Genomic DNA, 22,290 nt, shown 5'->3' with positions numbered 1-22,290 from the left:
AATACAATTGCCAATTACTTTTTTTAGGTTTTCTGCTTTTTCTTTTTAGCAGCTGGAAATAACACATTATTTAAGATTAAGCGATAACCTGGCGAAGTTGGATGCAAGTCTAATTCGGTCTTAGGATCTCCTACTCTATGCTGATAATCTTCAGGATCATGCCCACCATAAAACGTAAACATTCCTTTTCCCTTGGTTCCATGAATATAGCGTCCTTCTCCGTTGGTTTTATTTTCTCCTAAAACCATGATCGTTGATTTTATAGTATTACGATCAAAAGAAGTTGTTTGTCCCATAAACGCTTTTACTAATTGCGTATGATTTTGCGTTAACATCGTAGGAACTTGATCCCATTTTGCAGAGTATTCATTCAATGTAAAATAATCTACTTCTTTTTTTATTCTTCGCTTACGAGTCATATCAATAGAAGAAAATTCATAAGTAGTTGGATTACGAATCAGTTCGAAGTCTTTGAAAGCAAAGGTTTTATTAAAATCTATCTTCGATTGATAATTAGGTTCGGATGCATCACCATCAAACATTCCTTCACAAATATCTACTCCATCGGCTGCTAAAGCAATATCGAAACTATCGGTTGCAGAACACATGGCAAACATAAATCCACCTCCAATAACATAGTCTCGGATTTTCTTAGCCACTGCTCCTTTTTCATCTGAAACTTTTGCGTATCCTAATTTTGTAGCTAATGCTTCTGCATCTTTCTTTTGCTGTATATACCATGGCGCTGTTCTAAAAGCTCCATAAAAACGACCGTATTGCCCTGTAAAATCTTCGTGATGTAAGTGTAACCACTCATATAATAACAGTTTATCATTTAAAACTTCTTCGTCATAAATTACATCAAACGGAATCTCTGCATAGGTTAGCACCATTGTAACCGCATCATCCCACGGCATTTTACTTTTTGGTGAGTACACCGCTATTTTCGGTGCTTTTTCTAAAGTTACTGCTTCTTGATTTTTAGATGGGGAAGATATTTCTTCTAAGATTAAAGCCGACTTCGCATCAGAAATTAACTGGTATGAAACTCCTCTAATTTTACACTCTTTTTCTACTGATTCGTTATTCTCAATTAAAAAAGCGCCTCCATCGTAATTTAATAACCATTTTGCCTTTAAACCATTTTGCAACGCATAATAAACAATGCCATACGCTTTTAAATGATTTTTCTGACTATCATGACTCATTGGTACATAAATAAATGATGCCCAAATTGAGTTTGAGAATAGTAGCAATACTAATGTGTAAAGAAGTTTTTTCATCTATAAATTAAATTTAGTGTAAAAACTTTTGTTTTTTTTATCTTTTGGATAATGATAAATATCTATAAAATAGTTGTAATTACTTTCTAATTTTACTGAATCTCTATCTTTTAAAAGCTCCCAAGTAGTATTAGTTAAGATTCTTTTCACTCTTTTATCAATACTTTTTTCTGTGAAACCATCTACAGTTTTTATATCTTTTAGTTTTAATTTTTTAGAAAATTTTAATTTATAAACTCCATATTTCTTTTTTGAATCAACGCCTTTTAAAGTAGCTAATGAATCACTTAATTCAGAAGAATATAACTTAACTTTGTTTATATCTTTTTCTTTCAACTTAGATAAAGATTTTAACATCTTTAACTCTCTTGTCTTTTTCTCTTTACTATAATAAGTTTTTCTATTTAGATAAAGTAGTCCCGAACACATACCTATTATCAGCCTATTAAATTTATCTTTGTGAGCGTAAAGAATTAATTCTGTTCCTTCTGGTATAAAAATATCACAGGATGTCCCTATTTTATTATCACTTCTACCATAAACAAAAACAGACTTTACTTTGCTCCCTTTATAAAGGTCTTTTATTTCAATATCCGCTTTGTATATATTTTCTCCTTTTAAATTATTATAATTTTTTATTATTTTCCCTTTAGCTACAAAAGTTGAATGTGCAAATTTATTCACTACTGTCTCAACCCCACAATCACAAGAATAAATACTATTTGACAATAGTATTGACAAACAAAATAAAAAGTTCTTCATAAAAATTCTTTTAAAAACTAAAATACACAATTACTAATTAGCAATTGTGTATTCTTATATATTTTATAATTTATTTAAGTTTAAAACGGAACTCCATCATCACTTGGACCAAAAGCATCTTCTGCCGAAGGGAAATTATTCGATGAAATTTCATCGTTAAAACTAGAGTTCATACTCGATTGGAATTCACTACTAAAACCTTCTTCTAAATCTGAGAATTTTGCTAAATGCCCTGTAAATTTTAAACGAATATTATCTAATCCACCATTACGATGCTTTGCAACAATAAACTCTCCTTGTCCTTCACATGGAGAATGATCATCATCATCCCATTCTGTCATTCCATAATACTCTGGTCTAAATATAAACGATACAATATCGGCATCTTGCTCAATCGCTCCAGATTCACGAAGATCGGATAGTAACGGACGCTTAGATCCTCCACGGGTTTCAACCGCACGCGATAATTGTGATAATGCAATTACAGGTACACTTAATTCTTTTGCTAATGCTTTAAGGTTACGCGAAATTGTTGAAATTTCTTGTTCACGATTTCCTCCAGATCCACCAGCTGTCATTAACTGTAAATAATCAATAATTAAAATACGAACGTTATGTTGCGATACTAAACGACGTGCTTTTGCACGTAAATCGAAAATTGAAAGGGCTGGCGTGTCATCAATAAAAATAGGTGCATCAGAAAGCTTTTTAACTTTCACATTTAACTGCTCCCATTCGTGTGGTTCTAAATTACCTTTACGTAACTTCTCTGATGTTAATCCAGTCTCAGAAGAAATCATACGCGTAATTAACTGTACCGACGACATCTCTAATGAGAATACCGCAACTGCATGGTTAAAATCAATTGCCATATTTTTAGCCATCGAAATTACAAATGCTGTTTTACCCATACCTGGACGCGCAGCGATAATAATTAAGTCGGAAGGTTGCCAACCAGAAGTTAACGCATCTAATTTGGTAAAACCAGTGGCTAAACCACTCATACCTTCCTTGGTAGAAATCTCTTGAATTTTATTAATCGATTGTTGTACTAACGAATCGGCTTTCTCCGCTCCTTTTTTAAGATTACCTTGTGTTACCTCAAACAATTTTCCTTCTGCATCGTCTAATAAATCAAAAACATCAACTGTTTCATCGTAAGCATTTTCAATGATTTCAGAAGAAATACTAATTAGCTTACGCTGAATATATTTTTCTAATATGATACGAGAGTGAAACTCAATGTGTGCAGATGACGCAACTTTTTGGGTTAAACCGATCAAATAAAAGTCTCCTCCAGCTAAATCTAACTTTCCATCTTTTTTCAATTGATTTGAAACCGTACGTAAGTCAATCGGCTCCGAGTTTTGGAATAATGCATAAATCGCCGCATATACTTCTTGATGGCGTTTGTCATAAAAAGCATCAGGGTGTAAAATATCAATTACTTCATCTATCCCCTTCTTATCTATCATCATTGCCCCTAACACAGCTTCTTCTAATTCTAAAGCTTGCGGAGGGAGTTTTCCTTTTTCTAAACTAATTATTTTTGACTTGTCAATTTTTGTTCCCCTAACGGATTGAGTTCTTTCCATAACAGCAAATGTAAATTTTTAAGATGATATTTGTAGGAGCGATGTTCAACTTTCTTTATACACAAATTTTGTAAACAAAATTGTTATTAACTTGTTGATAACGTATCAACTTTCTTATTTTTGATGTCATGCATCACAAAAAAAAATATTTTTTCCTTGCAATAGCATTACCAATTCAGATCTTTTTAGTGCAATTTTTAAGCCAAAGGTCATCAATAATTGAACAATATTATAGTAATGGAATTTACAAATACATCTCAAAATTCTTTCGTTTCATTTTAGGATGGGTTCCATTTTCTTTTGGTGATGTTTTAGGCTTTATATTAATTTTCTTTTTTGCAAGAGGACTATATCAATTAATTAAAAACAGATTTAAAAACCTTTTACATCATACTTTAAAGTTTATAGCAATTTTATCAATCGTTTATTTTTGTTTTTATGCTTTTTGGGGCTTAAATTATTTTAGAGAGCCATTAGCTGAAAATTTAGGCTTACAACAATCAAAATATTCTACTGAAGAGTTAGTAAAAACAACAAAACAAATTGTTTCTGAACTAAATAAAGTTCATTTACAAATTACAAAAAATGATACTTTAAAAATTGAAACTCCATATTCTCAAAAAGAAATTTACAAACTAGCTCCTAATGGATATGATAATTTATCGAAGACTTACCCTCAATTAATTTATAAAATTCCCTCTATAAAAAGCTCCTTAGTGAGCTTGTTTCAATCTTATAACGGAACTGCAGGTTATATCAATCCTATTACTGGTGAAGCTCAAATAAACGATATGATTCCAAAAACAGGATATCCCTCAACTACCTGCCATGAAATGGCACATCAAATAGGTTGGGCAGCAGAAAATGATGCTAATTTTGTTGGTTTTCTATCATCAATTGCAAATGATGATTTGTACTTTAAATATTCGGGGTATCGAATGGCTTATAATTATTGCATTGGTCAAGTTTATAAGCACGATAAAGAAATCGCTAAGGAAATTAAAAAGTCAGTAAACAAAGGTATTTACAAAGATTATAGAGATAGCTATTTACACTGGAAACAGTTTGATAACCCTATTGAGCCTTATTTAAAAAAAGGCTATAACTCTTATTTAAAAGCAAATAATCAAACCAAAGGAATTAAGTCTTACAGTTATGTGGTAGATTTATTAATTGCTTATTATAAACAGGATAATTAAAACTTAAATAAACTGAGGCTATTTAGTGTATAAATGTATTTGTAAAGTCATAAAATTAATTGATAAAATACAACTGAAATAACTATTTTTGAACTTCTTAAAAATATACCAATGAACAAACAACATATCATCGATCGATTTATAAAATACGTAACTATTGATACTGAAAGTGATCCAAACAATCCAGCTTTTCCTAGTACAGAGAAACAATGGGATTTAGCTCGTGTTCTTGAAAAAGAATTGAAAGAGATTGGAATGGAAGATGTTGATTTAGATGAGAACTGTTATTTAATGGCAACACTACCTAGTAATTTAGATTACGAAGTACCAACAATTGGTTTTGTAGCGCATATTGATACTAGTCCTGATTTTACTGGAGCTAATGTTAAGCCTCAAATCCATGAGAATTATAATGGTAAAGACATTGTTTTAAATGAAGAACAAAACATAGTTTTATCTCCAGATTATTTTGAGGATTTATTACAGTACAAAGGACAAACTATTATTACTACTGACGGTACAACATTATTAGGTGCAGATGATAAAGCTGGTGTTACTGAAATTGTTTCAGCAATGGAATATTTAATTCAGCATCCAGAAATTAAACATGGTAAAATTAGAGTATGCTTCCCTCCTGATGAAGAAGTTGGTAAAGGAGCTCACATGTTTGATGTAGAAAAATTTGGAGCTCAATGGGCTTATACGATGGATGGTAGTCAGATTGGTGAATTAGAATATGAAAACTTTAATGCAGCCGGAGCAAAGGTTACTATTAATGGTAAAATTGTACACCCAGGATATGCAAAAGGAAAAATGATTAACTCTATGACCATCGCTAGTGAGTTCATCAACGCTTTACCAGAAGATGAAGTTCCTGAAAGAACATCTGGTTACGAAGGTTTTTTCCATTTACATAATATGGAAGGAAAAGTAGAACAAACTACATTACAGTACATTATTAGAGATCATGATATGGATTTGTTTAATAAACGTAAGCAAGCTGTATTAGATTTAGCTGAAGTTTTAAACGCTAAACGTGGTCAAAAACTAATTACTGTTGATATTAAAGATCAGTATTATAATATGAAAGAAAAGGTTACTCCTGTAATGCATATTGTTGATATCGCTGAAGAAGTAATGAAAGATATGGGAATTACTCCATTAATTAAACCAATTCGTGGTGGTACCGATGGTTCTCAATTATCATATAAAGGATTACCATGTCCTAATATTTTCGCAGGAGGTCATAATTTTCATGGACGCTATGAATATGTTCCTGTTGAAAGCATTTTAAAAGCTACTGAAGTAATTGTTGGTATTGCTCAGAAAGTAGCTGAAAAGAATAGTTAATCAAAATAACATTTCAGTTATAAAAATCAAAAACTCTAGCCGAAGCTAGAGTTTTTTTATGATATTTTTCTACCCCTTAAAGAAAATATCAATCATGTGAAATAAATCCCCTTATATTTATTTCATTGCAAATATGTTTTTTTTTAGAATATCAGACGATAGGAAAACCCCCTATTTCTCAATAGTAATTTCCTGTATTTTACAAAAAACAACAATTTGTATGATTTTTATATTTTATTTTCTGTACATATTTACTTAAATATTTTTGCTTCATTAAAAGCAAATAATATGGATGAAAATAGCTTATTAAATTTAGCAAGAAAGTATGAAACACCTTTGTATGTTTACGATACTGAAAAAATAATTAGTCAGTATACTAAATTCGTTAGCGCTTTTTCTAAGGTAAAAAAATTAAAAATAAACTATGCAGTAAAAGCACTTTCAAACATTAATATATTAAAAGTATTTAACAATTTAAAAAGTGGTTTAGATACAGTTTCTATTCAAGAAGTAAAATTAGGATTACTAGCTGGCTTTAACCCTAAAGATATTATTTATACACCCAACTGCGTATCGTTAAAAGAAATTGAAGATGTTGCTAAATTAGGAGTTCAAATAAATATCGATAATCTTTCTATATTAGAATTATTCGGACAAAAACATCCTAAAACACCAGTATGTATTCGTATTAACCCACATATTATGGCTGGTGGAAATAGTAAAATCTCGGTAGGTCATATCGATTCTAAATTCGGAATTTCTATTCATCAAATCCCACATATAAAAAGAGTGATTCAAAACACTGGTATGCACATTAATGGAATTCATATGCATACTGGGTCTGATATATTAGATATTGATACTTTTTTAAGAGCTGCAGAAATTTTATTTAATGTTACTAAGGAATTTAAAAATATAGATTTTATTGATTTTGGTAGTGGCTTTAAAGTACCTTATAAAGAAGGTGATATTTCTACGAATATTGAAGAGTTAGGAAAAAAACTATCACTTCGATTCAATCAGTTTTGTAAAGAATATGGTAAAGATATTACCTTAATGTTTGAACCTGGAAAGTATTTAGTTAGTGATGCTGGTCATTTTTTAACAAAAGTAAATGTGGTAAAACAAACAACGTCTACTGTTTTTGCAGGTATCGATAGCGGTTTTAATCATCTTATTAGACCTATGCTATACGATTCTTACCATCATATAAAAAACATTTCAAACCCAACTGGTAGAGAGCGCTTTTATAGTGTTGTAGGTTATATATGCGAAACTGATACTTTTGCAATTAATAGAAGGATTAATGAAATATCTGAAGATGATATTTTAGCATTCTCTAATGCTGGAGCTTATTGTTTTTCAATGGCTTCAAATTACAATTCAAGATACAAACCCGCAGAAGTAATGATTTATAAAGGAAAAGATTTTTTAATACGAAAAAGAGAAACTATAAACGATATTTTAAATAATCAAGAAGAACATATTATATAAAATAAAAACTCTGATCTACTAAGATCAGAGTTTTTTTAAAATATAATCAACCCCTCAAAAGACTATATCTTAAAACGTTGTAATAAAGTCCCCTATCTTTAATTACATTACAAATATCACGAATTAATTCAATTAAACTAATAGGAAAATCCCCCTTTATTATAGTTTAATCACTTTTCTCTCTTAAAAAGACGTTCTTAAAATAGAAAAAGCCTACTCAAATGAGTAGGCTTTATAGGTGTTATATGTTATTTAAAGATTACTTTTCAGCAACTACTTCAAATACAATATCAGCAACTACTGCTCTGTGTAAACGTACAGCAGCGTTGTATTTTCCTAATCTTTTTACGTTACCTCCAGTAACTTTGATAAATTTCTTATCAATTTCAGTTCCAGCTTTAGCTATGGCAGCAGCAACATCAATGTTGTTTACTGAACCAAATAACTTATCTCCAAATCCTACTTTAGAAGCAATCTTTAATTCGTAACCTTTAACAGTTTCAGCTATTTTAGTAGCATCTTCTACTAATTTAGCTTCTTTAAAAGCACGTTGCTTTAAATTTTCAGCTAATACTTTTTTAGCTGAAGAAGTAGCTAAAGTTGCATATCCTTGAGGTATTAGGTAGTTACGACCATAACCATTCTTAACAGTTACAACATCGTCTTTAAAACCTAAGTTTTCTACGTCTTGTTTTAATATCAATTCCATGTTTCTACTTCTTTATTATTTTAACAAATCACCAACGTATGGCATTAATGCTAAGTGACGTGCTCTTTTAATAGCTTGTGCCACTTTACGTTGATACTTTAATGATGTTCCTGTTAAACGTCTTGGTAAAATTTTACCTTGCTCGTTTACTAAATACATTAAGAAGTCTGCATCTTTATAATCGATGTATTTAATACCATTCTTTTTAAAACGACAGTATTTAGCTTCTTTCTTTGTCTCAATATCAAGCGGAGTTAAGTAACGTACTTCTCCTTGCTTGTTTCCTTTTGCTTGTTGATCTATTGATGCCATTTCTTACTTTTTTGCAGATTTAACACGATTTCTTCTTTTTTCAGCCCAAGCTGCAGCATGCTTGTCTAACTTTACAGTTAAATAACGCATAACGCTATCATCTCTTCTGAACTCTAATTCAAAAGCAGTAATAGCTTCTCCTGCTACTTTGTACTCTAATAAGTGGTAAAATCCACTTTTCTTCTTTTCGATTGGATAAGCTAATTTTTTTAAGCCCCAATCTTCTTTAGAAATCATTTCAGCACCTTTAGAAAGTAAATAGTCCTCAAACTTCTTTACTGTCTCCTTTATCTGAGTTTCAGATAAAACGGGATTCAAAATGAAAACAGTTTCGTAATGATTCATAATTAAAATGTTTAAAATTTTATTTTTAAGCCTGCAAATATAGTTATATTATATCCTATTAACAAGTATTTAGTACTTATTTATTTTATTGATTTTATGTAAGTTTGTTTCCTTTTATAATTAGAATGTCTTTATGCAAGTTCCTGAGCTACCAAATATAATACACTATGCTATTCCTTTTTTTATTGCTACAGTTATAATTGAAGTTATTTTAACTGTTAAAGTAAAACTAGCTGATTATGAATTTAAAGATGCGATAACATCAATAACTATGGGATTAGGTAATGTTTTTATAGGACTATTTACCAAAGCTTTAGTTCTTGCTTTTTTTACTTTTTTATATCAATATCGTTTTTTTACAATTCCGTTTGTTTGGTGGTCATGGATACTTCTGCTATTTGCTGAAGATTTAGTGTATTATTGGAATCATAGAATTGCGCATGAAAGTAGATTGTTTTGGGCAAGCCATGTTGTACACCATTCGTCTCAAAAATATAATTTGAGTACTGCTTTACGACAAACTTGGTCTGGTAGTTTTTATACTTTTATTTTTTGGGCTCCGTTAGCTCTTTTAGGATTTCATCCAATAATGATATTAATGCAAATGAGTGTTAGTTTATTATATCAATACTGGATTCATACCGAATTAATAACCAAATTGCCTAATTGGTTTGAAGCTATATTTAACACGCCTAGTCATCATAGAGTACACCATGCTACAAATCCGCAATATTTAGACAGAAATCATGCTGGTATTTTTATTATTTGGGATAAACTGTTTGGTACCTTTGAACCTGAAGTAGAAAAACCTGTTTATGGTTTAGTGTCAAATATCAACACTTACAATCCTATTAAAATTGCCTTTATAGAATGGTATAATATGTTTAAAGATTCTTTTACTTCTAAAACCTCCTTTAATAAACGTATTTTATATTTTTTAAAACCTCCGGGATGGAGGCATGATGGAAGCGGTAAATTATCTGGAGATTTACGCAAAGAATGGGAAGAAAATAAAAAAGGAGAAGTTTAATGCTTCTCCTTTTTTGTTAATTAATATCAAATCGTAATCCTAATGAAATATTTCTAGTATCTGTGTTTTTAAATAATGGATTCAAATCATACTTAGCATATAGTCCACAACCTTTGTAAGCTATATAGGCACTTAAACCATAGTTTATGGTATTGGTGTTAAATCCATCTTTCTGAACTTCTTCAATATTTACACCTTCAGCATTTTTATATTCAAGATATTGACGTGTTCCTAGTTTAAATCCGAAGAACCCTCCTACTCCTAATCGAACTGACTTATGTGTTCTATCTACAATCTTATCATCTGAATATTTTTTGTTTTTAGAAAAATCAAACTCTAAATACATTGGAAAAGTCATTTGTACGTGTCTTAATCTACTTTCACTAAGATTATTTGCATTTACGTTTAATAATGTTTCGTCTCCATTAACTACGTGATACTGATTATTCTCTGCTCTTAAATTATTCCAAAGAAATGAAAGTCCGTATTTAAAATAGGTTTTTGATGGTTCTTTTGATATACGCGTTTTCCAAGTAAATCCTAATTCATAAAAATGTGATTGCCAAAATTTATAATTAGAATCGTTTAAAGAACTAAAACTATTATCGGTTAACACATTATTTACCCCTAAGGCAAAAACAAGTTGTGTTGTAGTTCGTTTATCTTTTCTTCTTTTCTTTTTCTCTTTATCCTTGTTAGAGAAGTCTAGTTTAAATTTTGCTCCTCCAATGCTAAATGAATTATCTTCAAAATCTTCATCGCTACTAGCAATATTTCCATCAATTTTATCTTGAACTAACTGTTGTAAGTTTTGTTCTTGAACACTTACTCTTTTTTCTATTTGTGCAGCATGGTATGCGGCTGCTTCTTTTTTTAACGCTGTAGCTTCTGCAGAAGTAATCTTATTTTTTTCAAGATCTAAATTAATCTCTTTAACTTTTTGTTTTAACGAATCTTTTTGTTGCTTCGTTATTTTATCAATTTTTCTAGAGATTCTTTGAACTTCATTCTCAAATGTTTTCTCTTGAGATTGGGCAATAGTTGTTACAAACAACACTAATAATAGTATTCTTTTCATTTCTTAAATTTTAAATTAAACGGATAATAATTAGGTTAGTTTAATTATCGATAATTGGTAAGCGCTTTATTTATTTCTATCTGCAAATGCAACAATTACATCTGATAGTTTTACTTTTAATTTATTCATAAAGTTTTGTTGAAAATCAGTTTCTTCAATATCTAATTCAACTTCTGCTAAAATAGTTTCTGGATCAATTTTTAAATTAGATTTTATCAACTCTTCTTGAATGGTATTTAAAACTTCTTTTCTGTTTATTTTGTACTTAGCATAATACTCTTGTACTTCTTGAGGTGAATGCGTAACTGCAAATAATAAATCATCTCCATTCACTTTTACTCTTGATTTAATACCTTCTTTTTTTATTACACTTGTTTCTTTAATTACTTTTTTATCAGCAATCGCAATCATAACCTGATTAGGAACATCTTCTTTTTTAATCTCCTCTACTCTGTTTAAACTTTTATTTACGCTTGCAATGCTATAACTTTTCTTTTGTTGGTAGTTAATTACCTTATCTTCTATTTTCTTTTCTGTAACTTTATCTTCTACCTCTTTTTCTTCTTTCGTTGCAAGAGCATTTTCTACATTAATAATTTCTTTAACGTCAACTTTATCATCATTAAGTTGCAAAGTATCTATAGTAACGTTTGATATAATTTCTTTTCTATTCTCAACTGTACTTTCAGAAAAAAATGAAAATCCTAAACTAATTAACAACAAAATACTTGCAGCATAACCAGCATATTTATACCAAATACTTTTTTTAGAAGCCTGTTGTTCATCTAACTGATTGCTTAAACGCTCCCAAGCTGATACTGATGGCTTAAGCTCTCTATTTTTAAGCTTATTAGCAATTTGTTTATCTATTTTATTTGTCTGCATTTTTAACCTCATTAACTTTAATATAACTCTCTTGCAACCATTTTCTAGCTTTAAATAATTGCGACTTTGATGTACCTTCTGAAATATTTAACTTATTAGCAATTTCAGAATGCTTATAACCTTCAATAGCGTACATGTTAAAAACTAACTTATATCCATCTGGTAATTGATCTATTAGCTTTTGAATATCTTCTACTGAAGTATTTTCAATATTATCGATAGAAGCGTCATTAAAAACATAATCTTCATCTGTTAATTGAATCGGATTCTTTTTACGCAAATAACTTATACAAGTATTTACCATTATTCTTCGAATCCATCCCTCAAAACTTCCATCACCTTTAAATTTCTTCAGATTATTAAAAACCTTCAAAAAACCCTGTAGCATTAAATCTTCTGCATGATGAATATCTTTTACATATTGTCTACAAACTCCTAACATTTTAGGTGAAAACTGATCAAATAAAACTTGTTGAGCTTCTCTATTTTGCTCACTTGCTTTTTTAATTAGTGTAGATTGTTTGTTATGTAGTTGAATAATTTTCAATTCAAATAATTAAGTTTTCATTGCTTACAAATATATAGACTCCACAATTTAAAAAAGGGTTGCTTGAAGAACAAAAAAAATCTCCGACTTTAAAATAAAGTTGGAGATTTAAATATCATAATAGAATGATATTTCAGGGGGACTTATAAGTTTCAAGTCTTTACCACTGAATTATACTGCAAATATATTGTTATTTAACGTATTGACTTACAGGAAAAACACTCTATATCTAAAGCCTTAGTGTTTTTTTACACTTTTTTAACTCTTCCTTAAAAAACTTTTCATTTAGCTTCTTTTTATAAAAAGGAATTATATTTTCAAGTTTCCTTTTTCCTTCTATAGAAGTTATTAATTCTGGAAATGCTTTTTCTAAAACCTCTAACATAATTGCTGTTGCAGTTGATGCTCCTGGAGAAGCACCTAATAAACAAGTTATACTACCATCTTTACTACTTATAACCTCAGTGCCAAATTGCAACTTTCCGCCTTCAAAATCATCTTTCTTAATAATTTGAACTCTTTGACCTGCAACCATTAATTCCCAATCTTCATCTTTAGCGTCTTTTACAAACTTTCTTAAAGATTCCATTCTGTCTTTATGAGACATGGTAACTTGCTCTAGCAAATATTTTGTTAAAGGTAAATTATGCCAAAAAGCCCCTAGCATTGGTGAAATATTATCAAATTGAATTGATTTTAATAAATCTAAATTCGATCCTTCTTTTAAAAACTTAGGGCTAAAACCTGCAAAAGGTCCAAACATTAATTGACGTTTACCATCAATATAACGAGTATCTAAATGAGGTGTAGACATTGGCGGATCTCCTATTCCTGCTTTACTATATACTTTTGCGTTATGCTGTTTAATAATCTCTTCATTCTTACAAACCAACCACTCACCACTTACTGGAAAACCTCCATAACCTTCTTTTTCCTCAATCTCAACTTTTTGAAGTAATAATAAACTTCCTCCACCAGCACCAATAAATACATGTTTTGCATCTACTTGATAAACTTCTTTAGTTATTGTATTCTTTACTTCAACAGTCCAATCCAAATCTGTATCTGGATCTACATCTAACACTTCCATATTACAATGCACCGGAGTATCAAATTCATTCTCTAAAATTGAAAAAAGTGATTTTGTTAAAACACCATAATTTACTTCAGTTCCTCTATCAATTCTTGAAGCAGCCATTACTTCATCATCTTTCCTATTATTCATAATTAAAGGAAACCAAGTCTTCATTTTATCAAAATCACGAGTAAATTTGATAGAGTCGAACATAAAATGCTCTTTTAAGGTTTCATACCTTTTTTCAAGATAATCACTATTCATCTTTCCTAAAACCCAACTATGATGCTTTACTGATGAAACAAAATCAGTAGGATTTTCAATCAAATTTTCATTTGCCAAGTACGACCAAAACTGTTTTGAAATTTCAAACTGTTTACAAATTTTAACTGCTTTATCAATAGAAATTTTTCCATCTTTATCCTCAGGACAATAATTTAATTCACATAAAGCAGAATGCCCTGTTCCTGCATTATTCCAGGCAGCAGAGCTTTCTTTAGCAACTTCATCTAAGCGCTCTAAGATTAAAATCTTCATTTTTGGATTCAGTAACTTAGATAACAATGCCAAATTAGCACTCATTATGCCTCCTCCAACACAAATTAAATCGTACTCCTTTTCTAAATTCATATTTTTTTGATTGATTGAACGTAAAAATAATAAGATTTTATCATTCCAAAATTACCGTAGAACATTTCTTAAGAAAACTTGCTCAATCAGTTTCTTTACATTACTTTTATTTTGATTGGAAACTAACAAAAGAGTTTTAATGTATGAGTTATAATGCAACGATAGAAGAGGAAAATAAAGAAATAGCAAATAGGTATAAAGATTTATTAAAAGGAACCTACCAAACATTATCTGATGAAGATAAAAAACTGATACGTAAAGCATTTGATATTGCTGTAGAAGCGCACTCTGAACAGCGTAGAAAAACTGGGGAACCTTATATTTTTCATCCCATTGCAGTGGCTAAAATTGTTGCTGATGAAATTGGTTTAGGAGCTACATCGATTGCTGCTGCTTTACTTCACGATGTTGTTGAAGACACACATTATACTATTGACGACATGGAGCGTTTGTTTGGAGAAAACATTGCTCGAATTGTTAGTGGTCTTACCAAAATTTCTAACTTAAAAAAAGAGCAAGATTACTCTATTCAAGCAGAAAATTTCAGGAAAATGCTGCTTACATTACACGATGATGTAAGAGTGATTTTAATTAAAATTGCTGACAGATTGCATAACATGCAAACTATGGATGCGATGCCTGCTCATAAGCAAGTAAAAATAGCTTCTGAAACCTTATATATCTATGCTCCATTAGCTCACAGATTAGGTTTGTACAATATTAAAACTGAACTTGAAGACTTAGGGTTAAAATATACAGAGCCTGATGTTTATAACGATATCTTAACCAAAATAAAAGATAGTAAAGAAGAGCAACAAAAATATATTGATAGTTTTACTTCTATTTTAAAAGAGGCTTTAGACAAAGAAAGTTTTAAGTACGAAATTAAAGGTCGTTTTAAATCCATTTTTTCTATTCGTAGAAAAATGCGAAAGCAAAATGTAACCTTTGATGAAGTGTATGATAAGTTCGCAATACGAATTATTTACGAACCAACTTCTCTAGATGAAAAGTTTGATGCTTGGAAAATTTATTCCATCGTAACAGATTTTTTCAAACCTAATCCAGCACGTTTAAGAGATTGGATTTCTCAACCTAAATCAACTGGTTACGAAGCCTTACATATTACAGTAATCGGACCTAAAGCTAAATGGGTTGAAGTACAAGTTCGTTCGGAAAGAATGGATGAAATTGCAGAAAAAGGATATGCAGCTCATTTTAAATATAAGCAAGGACAAGTAAAAGAAAACGGTCTTGAAGGTTGGTTAAATCGTTTAAAAGAAACCTTAGAAAATCAAAGTTTAGATGCTGTTGATTTCGTTGAGGATTTTAAACTAAACCTATATGCTAAAGAGATTTACGTATTCACACCTAAAGGAGATTTAAAGTCGCTTCCAAAAGGAGCATCTGCTTTAGATTTTGCTTTTTCTGTACACACAGATGTTGGACTAAAATGTCGTGGTGCAAAAGTAAATGGAAAATTAGTTCCTTTAAGTTACGAGTTAAAAAGTGGTGATCAAGTAGAGGTCCTAACAGCTAACAACAACAAACCAAATGTTCGTTGGTTAGATTTTGTTATGACGGCACGTGCAAGAACCAAAATTAAGTCAGCCTTAAAAGCTGAGGAGAAAGTAATTGCTGAAGAAGGTAAAGCTATATTGTTACGTAAACTACGTCATTTAAAAATAAATACAAATGATAAAATTATACATGAGATTGCTTCTTATTTCGGATTAAAAACCAGTTTTGACTTATTTTTTAGAGTTGGTAATGGAGCTATTGATAACACAAAATTAAAAGAATACGTAGCTCAACGAAATAGTGGCTTAATGGGCTTCTTTAAAAATACATTTAGAAGAAATCCTTCTAAAGAGATTGTAGATAAAGAAGAAGTTACAAGTAACTATGACGCTTTAGTTTTTGGTAAAGATGAGCAAACTTTAGATTACACATTAGCCAAATGTTGTAAACCAATTCCGGGAGATAAAGTTTTCGGTTTCGTTACGATAAACGAAGGTATCAAAGTTCATAAAAAAGATTGCCCGAATGCAATTTCTATGCAATCAAATTATGCCTATAGAATAATGCCTGCAAAATGGATCGATTCTACTAAACAAGAGTTTACAGCTATTTTGCATTTATCTGGAATTGACAATAAAGGGATTGTTAACAATATTACTCGTATAATTTCTAACAGTATGGATGTGTTTATTCATAGTATTAATATTTCTGGAGACGATGGTATATTTGACGGTAAGCTATCATTAAGTGTAAAAAACAAAGCGCAACTTAACAAGTTGATTGAAAGCATGAAAAAGGTTGAAGGTGTACAAAAAGTTGATCGTGTTAATACTTTGTAAATATCATTTTAAATTACTTGTTTTATTATCAATAAATAACAGTAAATTTGTTCTTTCGTAAATTTAAATTAAATGAGTAACTCAGCCGAAAATCAAGAAATTGTAAAAAAAGTTTTCACTTCTTTTTTAGAAGAAAACAAGCATCGTAAAACGCCTGAGCGTTATGCTATTTTACAAGAAATATATGATGCTGAAGAGCATTTTGATATTGAATCATTATATATCAAAATGAAGAATAAAAACTATCGTGTTAGTAGAGCGACGCTTTATAATACAATGGATTTACTATTAGATTGTGGTCTGGTACGTAAGCATCAATTCGACGGACAGTCTATGGCGCGTTATGAAAAAAGTTACTTCGATAAAAATCATGATCACGTAATACTTACTGATTCTGGTGAAGTAAAAGAATTTTGCGATCCGAGAATTCAAATTATCAAAAAAACGATTGAAGACGTTTTTGATATAGACATCCACAACCACTCTCTTTATTTCTACGGAACAAAACGAAACACAAAATAACAACAACAAACACACACTTAACAACACACTAAAATGGCAGTAGATTTATTACTCGGACTTCAATGGGGAGACGAGGGAAAAGGTAAGATTGTAGACGTTCTTACAGGAAACTATGATATTATTGCACGTTTTCAAGGAGGACCCAATGCAGGTCATACTTTAATTTTTGATGGATACAAGCATGTTTTACATACAATTCCATCTGGTATTTTTCATAAAACAGCTTTAAATGTAGTTGGTAATGGAGTCGTAATTGATCCTGTTATCTTTAAAAAAGAATTAGAAAATTTAGATGTTCATAATATCGATTATACTTCTAAATTATTAATTTCAAGAAAGGCACATTTAATCTTACCAACACACCGCTTACTAGATGCTGCTTCTGAAACTTCGAAAGGAAAAGCTAAAATCGGTTCTACATTAAAAGGAATTGGCCCTACATATATGGACAAAACTGGTAGAAACGGTATGCGTGTTGGAGATTTAGAATTAGATAACTGGAAAGAAAAATACAAAGCTTTAACTGCTAAGCATATTAAAATGCTAGATTTTTTCAATGTTCAGATAGATTATGATTTAGATGAATTAGAAGCTGAATTTTCTAAAGGAATTGAAAAATTAAAAACATTACAGTTTATCGATTCTGAAGAGTTTTTAAACAATGCAATTAAAGAAGGAAAATCAATCTTAGCTGAAGGAGCACAAGGTTCTTTATTAGATATTGACTTCGGAACCTATCCATTTGTTACCTCTTCTAACACTACAGCTGCAGGTGCTTGTACTGGTTTAGGAGTGGCACCAAACAGAATTGGAGATGTATTCGGTATTTTTAAAGCATATACTACTCGTGTTGGTTCTGGTCCTTTTCCTACTGAATTATTTGATGAGGATGGAGCAACTATGGCTAAAGTTGGTCATGAATTTGGAGCAACTACTGGTCGCCCGCGTCGTTGTGGATGGTTAGATTTAGTTGCCTTAAAATATGCTGTAGATGTAAACGGTGTTACACAATTAATGATGATGAAAGGAGATGTACTTTCTGGTTTCGACACCTTAAAAGTATGTACTTCATATAATTATAAAGGAAAAGAGATTACACATTTACCATACAATATCGAACCAGAAAACGTATCGGTAAACTATTCTGAATTTAAAGGATGGGATGAGGATTTAACAAAAATGACTTCTGCTGATCAATTACCTAAAAACTTACTAGACTATGTTGCTTTTATTGAAAAAGAAACGGGAGTTCCGGTTAAAATAGTTTCAGTTGGTCCTGATAGAAAACAAACAATTAATAGATAAAAATTGAAGGAGCTCTTAGGAGCTCCTTTTTTTATTATGATAAAAGATTATTTAGATAATATTATAAAGCAATTTCTTTCTTATAAAGAAGTCGCAGACAAAACAATTGCACAATTAGAAGAAAAAGATTTCCATTGGAGATACAACGAAGAAAGTAATAGCATTGCTTCTATTATCATTCATCTCTCTGAAAACATGTTATCTCGTTGGACAGACTTTTTTACTTCCGACGGAGAAAAAAATACTCGAAACAGAGACCAAGAATTTGAACCTCAAAACCTATCAAAAGAAGAATTAAAAGAAAAATGGGAGCTTGGTTGGGATTGCTTATTTACTGCTTTAAACTCAATAAATGAATCTAATTTTGAGCAGCCAATTTATATAAGAAATAAACAGCATAAATTAATCGATAGTATTACAAGACAAATAGCACATTATCCATATCATATCGGACAAATTGCTTATGTTGGTAAAATGATTTTGAATGATAAATGGCAAACAGCCTCTATCGCTAAAGGAAAATCTAAAGAGTTTATGCAAGCTCAATTTGAACAAAATAAAAAAGGAACTCATTAATTAGAGTTCCTCTTTTATTTTATTTCTTTTCTGCTAAAACCTCTTCAGCAAATTTATTACATAAAAGAAATGTTTCCTTTACATGGTCTATTGTTGTTTTCGGATTAATTAAACACATTCGCAACACAACTTGTTTATTTAAAATAGTTGTTACTAAGAGAGCTTCTTTAGACTCCATCATTCTTTTTGAAATCTGTTGATTTAAGGCATCTATTTCTGGTTCAGATAAATTCAATCCAATAGGATTGTATCTAAAATTAATCACGGCTAAAGTTGCTGGAGAAATTATTTCCCAATTTCTACTTTTTCGCAATATCTTTTCAACTTCATCTGCTAACTGAATGTTATAAGTTACCGCTTCTTTAAAAGTATCTAATCCATACGTTTTAATAGACATATAGAATTTTAACGCTCTAAAACGACGCGTTAATTGAATACCGTAATCATAAAAATTAATCTCAGACTCATTACCTTCAATATCACGTAAGTATTCAGGTTTTTCGCTAAAAGTATTACTTAACCATGAAGCATCTTTTACTAATAAACATCCTATTTCATAAGGTTGAAAAAACCATTTATGTGGATCTACAGTTAAAGAATCTGCTCTATCTATTCCTCTTAAAGCCTTTGCCCCTTTTTTAGATAATATTGCTGCACCACCATAAGCTCCATCAATATGAAACCATAAATTTTCTTCTTCACAAATATCAGCAATATCATGTAACGGATCAACGGTACCTGTATTTGTAGTTCCTGCGGATGCTATAAAACAAAATGGTTGTAAACCTTCTAACCTGTCTTTGGCAATTGCGTTTTTTAATTTATTAATACTAATTCTAAACTCAATATCTGTAGGTAAAATTCGTATTTGCTCTTTTTTAAATCCTAAAACACGAATCGCTTTTATATTTGATGAATGCGCTTGATCTGACAAATAAATTACCGCTTTCGAAAAATCATCTCCACATTTAATTCTACGAGCAGTAACTAAAGCTGTTAAATTTGCCATAGAACCACCACTAGTAAAAATCCCTCCTCCTTTTTCTACAGGAAAATTAAACATTTTTAATAGCCAGTTCATGGTTACTATTTCTAGTTCAGCTGCAGCAGGTGAAGCTACCCATCCGCCAGAAAAAATATTAAAACCTGTAGCCAAACTATCTGCCATAGTACTTATAAAATTACTTGGACCAGGCACAAAAGAATATGCTTTTGGATGCGAAATAACAGTACTGTTTGGTATTACATTATCCATCACAAAATCCAACACTTCATTTGCTTTCATTCCAGTATTTGGTGCCTCTTGTAAAAATAGATTGTCCATTTCTTTACGAGTTGCAGAAGTAACTGGCTTTTTATCATTTAAGGTATCCCAATGTTCAGCAATTAGGTCAACAATTTTATAACCATAAGATTTCATTTCTTCTAAAGACAAATCAAAATGGGCGCTCATAAAAACAAGTTTTTAAATTAAGTAACAAAATTAGTCAATTACAAAACCTCTACTCTATTTTAATTGAATAATTTTATTTGTTTATTAAGAAATATGGCACGTTCTTTTCATTATTTTTGTGCATCAAATTATTTTATTTTGAAAAGACTATTTCTTTTAACATTTTTATTATTCGCCTTTGGAAGTTTTTCTCAAACGAAAAAAATTAAAATACTTTCTACTGAATTAAGTACTGCCGACGAAGATCAATTTCCTGGAGCAACTATATTAATTGGTAAGGTTAAAATGGAGCATGAAGGCGCTACCTTAGATTGTAAAAGAGCGTTGTTTTTTCAAAAAAAGAACTTATTTAAAGCCATAGGAGAAGTTGTAATTGAACAAGGAGATAGTATTATTCAATATAGTGACTTTTCAATTTATGACGGAAATAGTAAAAAAGCTAAATCTTGGGGAAATGTAGAGATTAATGATAAAGAGATGAAGATGAATACAGATACCCTTCATTTCGATAGAATTAATCAACTTTTATATTATCCAAACGGCGGTACAATTCGTGATAAAAAAAACACGTTAAAAAGTATTAGAGGTACTTATTTCTTAAAAGATAAAAAGTTCACCGCAAAATCGAAAGTAACAGTTGTAAATCCAGAAAACAATCTTGAATCTGATCATTTAGATTATTACACAAACTCAAACTTAGCTTATTTGTATGGACCAAGTACGATTACTAATTTAAAAGATAGTACTAGAATATATTCTGAAAAAGGCTTTTTTGATACCAATACTGACATTTCATACTTTGTGAAAAACGCAAAGCTCTTTTTAAAAGAAAGAACCATTTTAGCTGATAGTTTATATTATGATAAAAGAAAAGGATTTGCATCTGCAACCAATAACATAAAAGTTATAGATACTGTTCAGAAAATGGTAACCAAAGGTAATTATGCTGAATTATTCGAACATAAAGATTCTTTATTTATTATTAACAGAGCTGTAGCTATATCAGAGATTGATAAAGATTCTATGTATGTATCTGGTGATAAAATATTATTGACTGGTAAACCTGAAAATAGAATTGTACGAATTTTTAACAATGCTAAAATATTTAAATCAGATTTACAAGGAAAATGCGATTCTATATATACAAGTCAAGTTACCGGAGTAACCCGAATGTTTAACAACCCAATTCTTTGGTCGGGTAAAAGCCAGATTACGGGTGATAGTATTCAAATACTTACCAATAAAGAAACTAATAAACTAGACTCTTTAAAAGTGCTAAAAAATGCCTTTATGATTCAGAAAGATTCTATTGCTGAAGACGATTACAATCAAATTAAAGGACGTAACATTTATGGTAAATTTGAAGGTAATGATCTTAGAACTATGTTGGTAAAAGGTAACGCAGAATCTTTATATTATAATAGAAATGAAGAGTCTCAAAAACTAGAAACCATTACTAAAGAGATAGCCAGTGATATTGAATTTACCCTGAAGGATAGTGAGATAACGCAAACTAAATATTTCAAAAACACTGAAGGTAAAACATTTCCTCCTTCTGAATTTCCTGCAGAAGAGAAAAAATTTAAAGGATTTATTTGGAGAGGAGATGAACAACCAAAAACAGTTGAAGATATTTTTGTGAAAGATAATTCAAAAATACCTTCTAAAGTTAAAAGCTCGAAAGAAGCTATAAAAAAAGCTAAAAAACAGTTTATTGAAGAAAGTGTAAAAAAAGAAAAATCTAAGAAAATAAATTTCAATGATATTAAAATTAAATAAT

General features: G+C 30.3%; 20 protein-coding genes. 9 read left to right on the top strand and 11 right to left on the bottom strand.

From position 1 onward, the window contains the following. Positions 1-23 precede the first annotated feature (23 nt). The 3 genes from H3Z83_RS00505 to dnaB form a co-directional block, all read right to left on the bottom strand. A complete protein-coding gene (locus H3Z83_RS00505) occupies positions 24-1,283 on the bottom strand; it encodes an asparagine synthetase B (RefSeq protein ID WP_182123521.1) in 1,260 nt (419 codons plus the stop codon). Next, a complete protein-coding gene (locus H3Z83_RS00500; RefSeq protein ID WP_182123520.1) occupies positions 1,284-2,045 on the bottom strand; it encodes a hypothetical protein in 762 nt (253 codons plus the stop codon). It abuts the gene before it with no gap. An 80-nt stretch (positions 2,046-2,125) separates the two neighbouring features. Further along, on the bottom strand, positions 2,126-3,640 hold the full coding sequence (gene dnaB / locus H3Z83_RS00495; protein ID WP_182123519.1) for a replicative DNA helicase: 1,515 nt from the start codon (positions 3,638-3,640) through the stop codon (positions 2,126-2,128). Positions 3,641-3,768: 128 nt separating this feature from the next. On the opposite strand from dnaB, the gene H3Z83_RS00490 reads away from it, so the two are divergent. The 3 genes from H3Z83_RS00490 to lysA all read left to right on the top strand — a co-directional run bounded on the left by H3Z83_RS00490 (position 3,769) and on the right by lysA (position 7,683). Then, positions 3,769-4,839 (top strand): DUF3810 domain-containing protein, encoded by a 1,071-nt coding sequence (locus H3Z83_RS00490; protein ID WP_182123518.1) that lies wholly within the window; start codon positions 3,769-3,771, stop codon positions 4,837-4,839. Positions 4,840-4,950: 111 nt separating this feature from the next. Next, positions 4,951-6,189, top strand: a complete 1,239-nt coding sequence (gene pepT, locus H3Z83_RS00485) for a peptidase T (RefSeq protein ID WP_182123517.1) — start codon at positions 4,951-4,953, stop codon at positions 6,187-6,189. A gap of 288 nt (positions 6,190-6,477) precedes the next feature. Further along, positions 6,478-7,683 (top strand): diaminopimelate decarboxylase, encoded by a 1,206-nt coding sequence (gene lysA, locus H3Z83_RS00480; RefSeq protein WP_182124357.1) that lies wholly within the window; start codon positions 6,478-6,480, stop codon positions 7,681-7,683. Between the two features lie 259 nt (positions 7,684-7,942). Here lysA and rplI read toward each other — a convergent pair whose 3' ends face one another. From rplI to rpsF, 3 genes are read right to left on the bottom strand one after another with little or no spacing between them, the layout of a single operon-like run. Beyond that, positions 7,943-8,392: a 50S ribosomal protein L9 gene (gene rplI, locus H3Z83_RS00475; protein ID WP_182123516.1), complete on the bottom strand. Its 450-nt coding sequence runs from the start codon at positions 8,390-8,392 to the stop codon at positions 7,943-7,945. A 15-nt stretch (positions 8,393-8,407) separates the two neighbouring features. Further along, positions 8,408-8,704: a 30S ribosomal protein S18 gene (gene rpsR, locus H3Z83_RS00470; protein ID WP_068705048.1), complete on the bottom strand. Its 297-nt coding sequence runs from the start codon at positions 8,702-8,704 to the stop codon at positions 8,408-8,410. Between the two features lie 3 nt (positions 8,705-8,707). Next, on the bottom strand, positions 8,708-9,049 hold the full coding sequence (gene rpsF, locus H3Z83_RS00465) for a 30S ribosomal protein S6 (RefSeq protein ID WP_182123515.1): 342 nt from the start codon (positions 9,047-9,049) through the stop codon (positions 8,708-8,710). A 133-nt stretch (positions 9,050-9,182) separates the two neighbouring features. On the opposite strand from rpsF, the gene H3Z83_RS00460 reads away from it, so the two are divergent. Then, positions 9,183-10,079: a sterol desaturase family protein gene (locus H3Z83_RS00460; RefSeq protein ID WP_182123514.1), complete on the top strand. Its 897-nt coding sequence runs from the start codon at positions 9,183-9,185 to the stop codon at positions 10,077-10,079. A gap of 16 nt (positions 10,080-10,095) precedes the next feature. Here the strand turns inward: H3Z83_RS00460 and H3Z83_RS00455 are convergent, their stop codons facing one another. The 4 genes from H3Z83_RS00455 to mqo form a co-directional block, all read right to left on the bottom strand. Beyond that, complete coding sequence (locus H3Z83_RS00455) at positions 10,096-11,157, bottom strand: hypothetical protein (RefSeq protein WP_182123513.1); 1,062 nt, start codon at positions 11,155-11,157, stop codon at positions 10,096-10,098. A 66-nt stretch (positions 11,158-11,223) separates the two neighbouring features. After that, positions 11,224-12,042: a hypothetical protein gene (locus H3Z83_RS00450; RefSeq protein ID WP_182123512.1), complete on the bottom strand. Its 819-nt coding sequence runs from the start codon at positions 12,040-12,042 to the stop codon at positions 11,224-11,226. Next, complete coding sequence (locus H3Z83_RS00445; protein WP_182123511.1) at positions 12,029-12,589, bottom strand: RNA polymerase sigma factor; 561 nt, start codon at positions 12,587-12,589, stop codon at positions 12,029-12,031. The genes H3Z83_RS00450 and H3Z83_RS00445 overlap by 14 nt, the downstream gene beginning before the upstream one ends. Before the next feature lie 229 nt (positions 12,590-12,818). Beyond that, complete coding sequence (gene mqo / locus H3Z83_RS00440; RefSeq protein WP_182123510.1) at positions 12,819-14,294, bottom strand: malate dehydrogenase (quinone); 1,476 nt, start codon at positions 14,292-14,294, stop codon at positions 12,819-12,821. Positions 14,295-14,437: 143 nt separating this feature from the next. Between mqo and H3Z83_RS00435 the strand changes: the two genes are divergently transcribed. The 4 genes from H3Z83_RS00435 to H3Z83_RS00420 all read left to right on the top strand — a co-directional run bounded on the left by H3Z83_RS00435 (position 14,438) and on the right by H3Z83_RS00420 (position 19,057). After that, positions 14,438-16,654, top strand: coding sequence for a RelA/SpoT family protein (locus H3Z83_RS00435; RefSeq protein WP_182123509.1), 2,217 nt, complete (start codon positions 14,438-14,440; stop codon positions 16,652-16,654). 72 nt (positions 16,655-16,726) lie between these two features. Next, the gene (locus tag H3Z83_RS00430) at positions 16,727-17,176 is read left to right on the top strand and encodes a Fur family transcriptional regulator (protein ID WP_182123508.1); all 450 of its coding nucleotides are present in this window, start codon (positions 16,727-16,729) and stop codon (positions 17,174-17,176) included. A 33-nt stretch (positions 17,177-17,209) separates the two neighbouring features. Further along, positions 17,210-18,481, top strand: coding sequence for an adenylosuccinate synthase (locus tag H3Z83_RS00425; protein ID WP_182123507.1), 1,272 nt, complete (start codon positions 17,210-17,212; stop codon positions 18,479-18,481). A gap of 3 nt (positions 18,482-18,484) precedes the next feature. After that, the gene (locus H3Z83_RS00420) at positions 18,485-19,057 is read left to right on the top strand and encodes a DUF1572 family protein (protein ID WP_246337426.1); all 573 of its coding nucleotides are present in this window, start codon (positions 18,485-18,487) and stop codon (positions 19,055-19,057) included. A gap of 19 nt (positions 19,058-19,076) precedes the next feature. Here the strand turns inward: H3Z83_RS00420 and H3Z83_RS00415 are convergent, their stop codons facing one another. Continuing rightward, positions 19,077-20,510 carry a pyridoxal phosphate-dependent decarboxylase family protein gene (locus H3Z83_RS00415; RefSeq protein WP_182123506.1) on the bottom strand — a complete coding sequence of 478 codons (1,434 nt, stop codon included), beginning with the start codon at positions 20,508-20,510 and terminating at the stop codon, positions 19,077-19,079. A gap of 138 nt (positions 20,511-20,648) precedes the next feature. On the opposite strand from H3Z83_RS00415, the gene H3Z83_RS00410 reads away from it, so the two are divergent. Further along, the gene (locus H3Z83_RS00410; protein WP_246337424.1) at positions 20,649-22,289 is read left to right on the top strand and encodes an OstA-like protein; all 1,641 of its coding nucleotides are present in this window, start codon (positions 20,649-20,651) and stop codon (positions 22,287-22,289) included. Position 22,290 lies beyond the last annotated feature (1 nt).

The sequence above is a fragment of the Tenacibaculum pelagium genome, from assembly GCF_014062345.1.
Lineage (GTDB): Bacteria > Bacteroidota > Bacteroidia > Flavobacteriales > Flavobacteriaceae > Polaribacter > Polaribacter pelagius.
The sequence above is the reverse complement of the archived record's forward strand: the minus strand, read 5'-3'. Positions and strand labels throughout refer to the sequence as shown.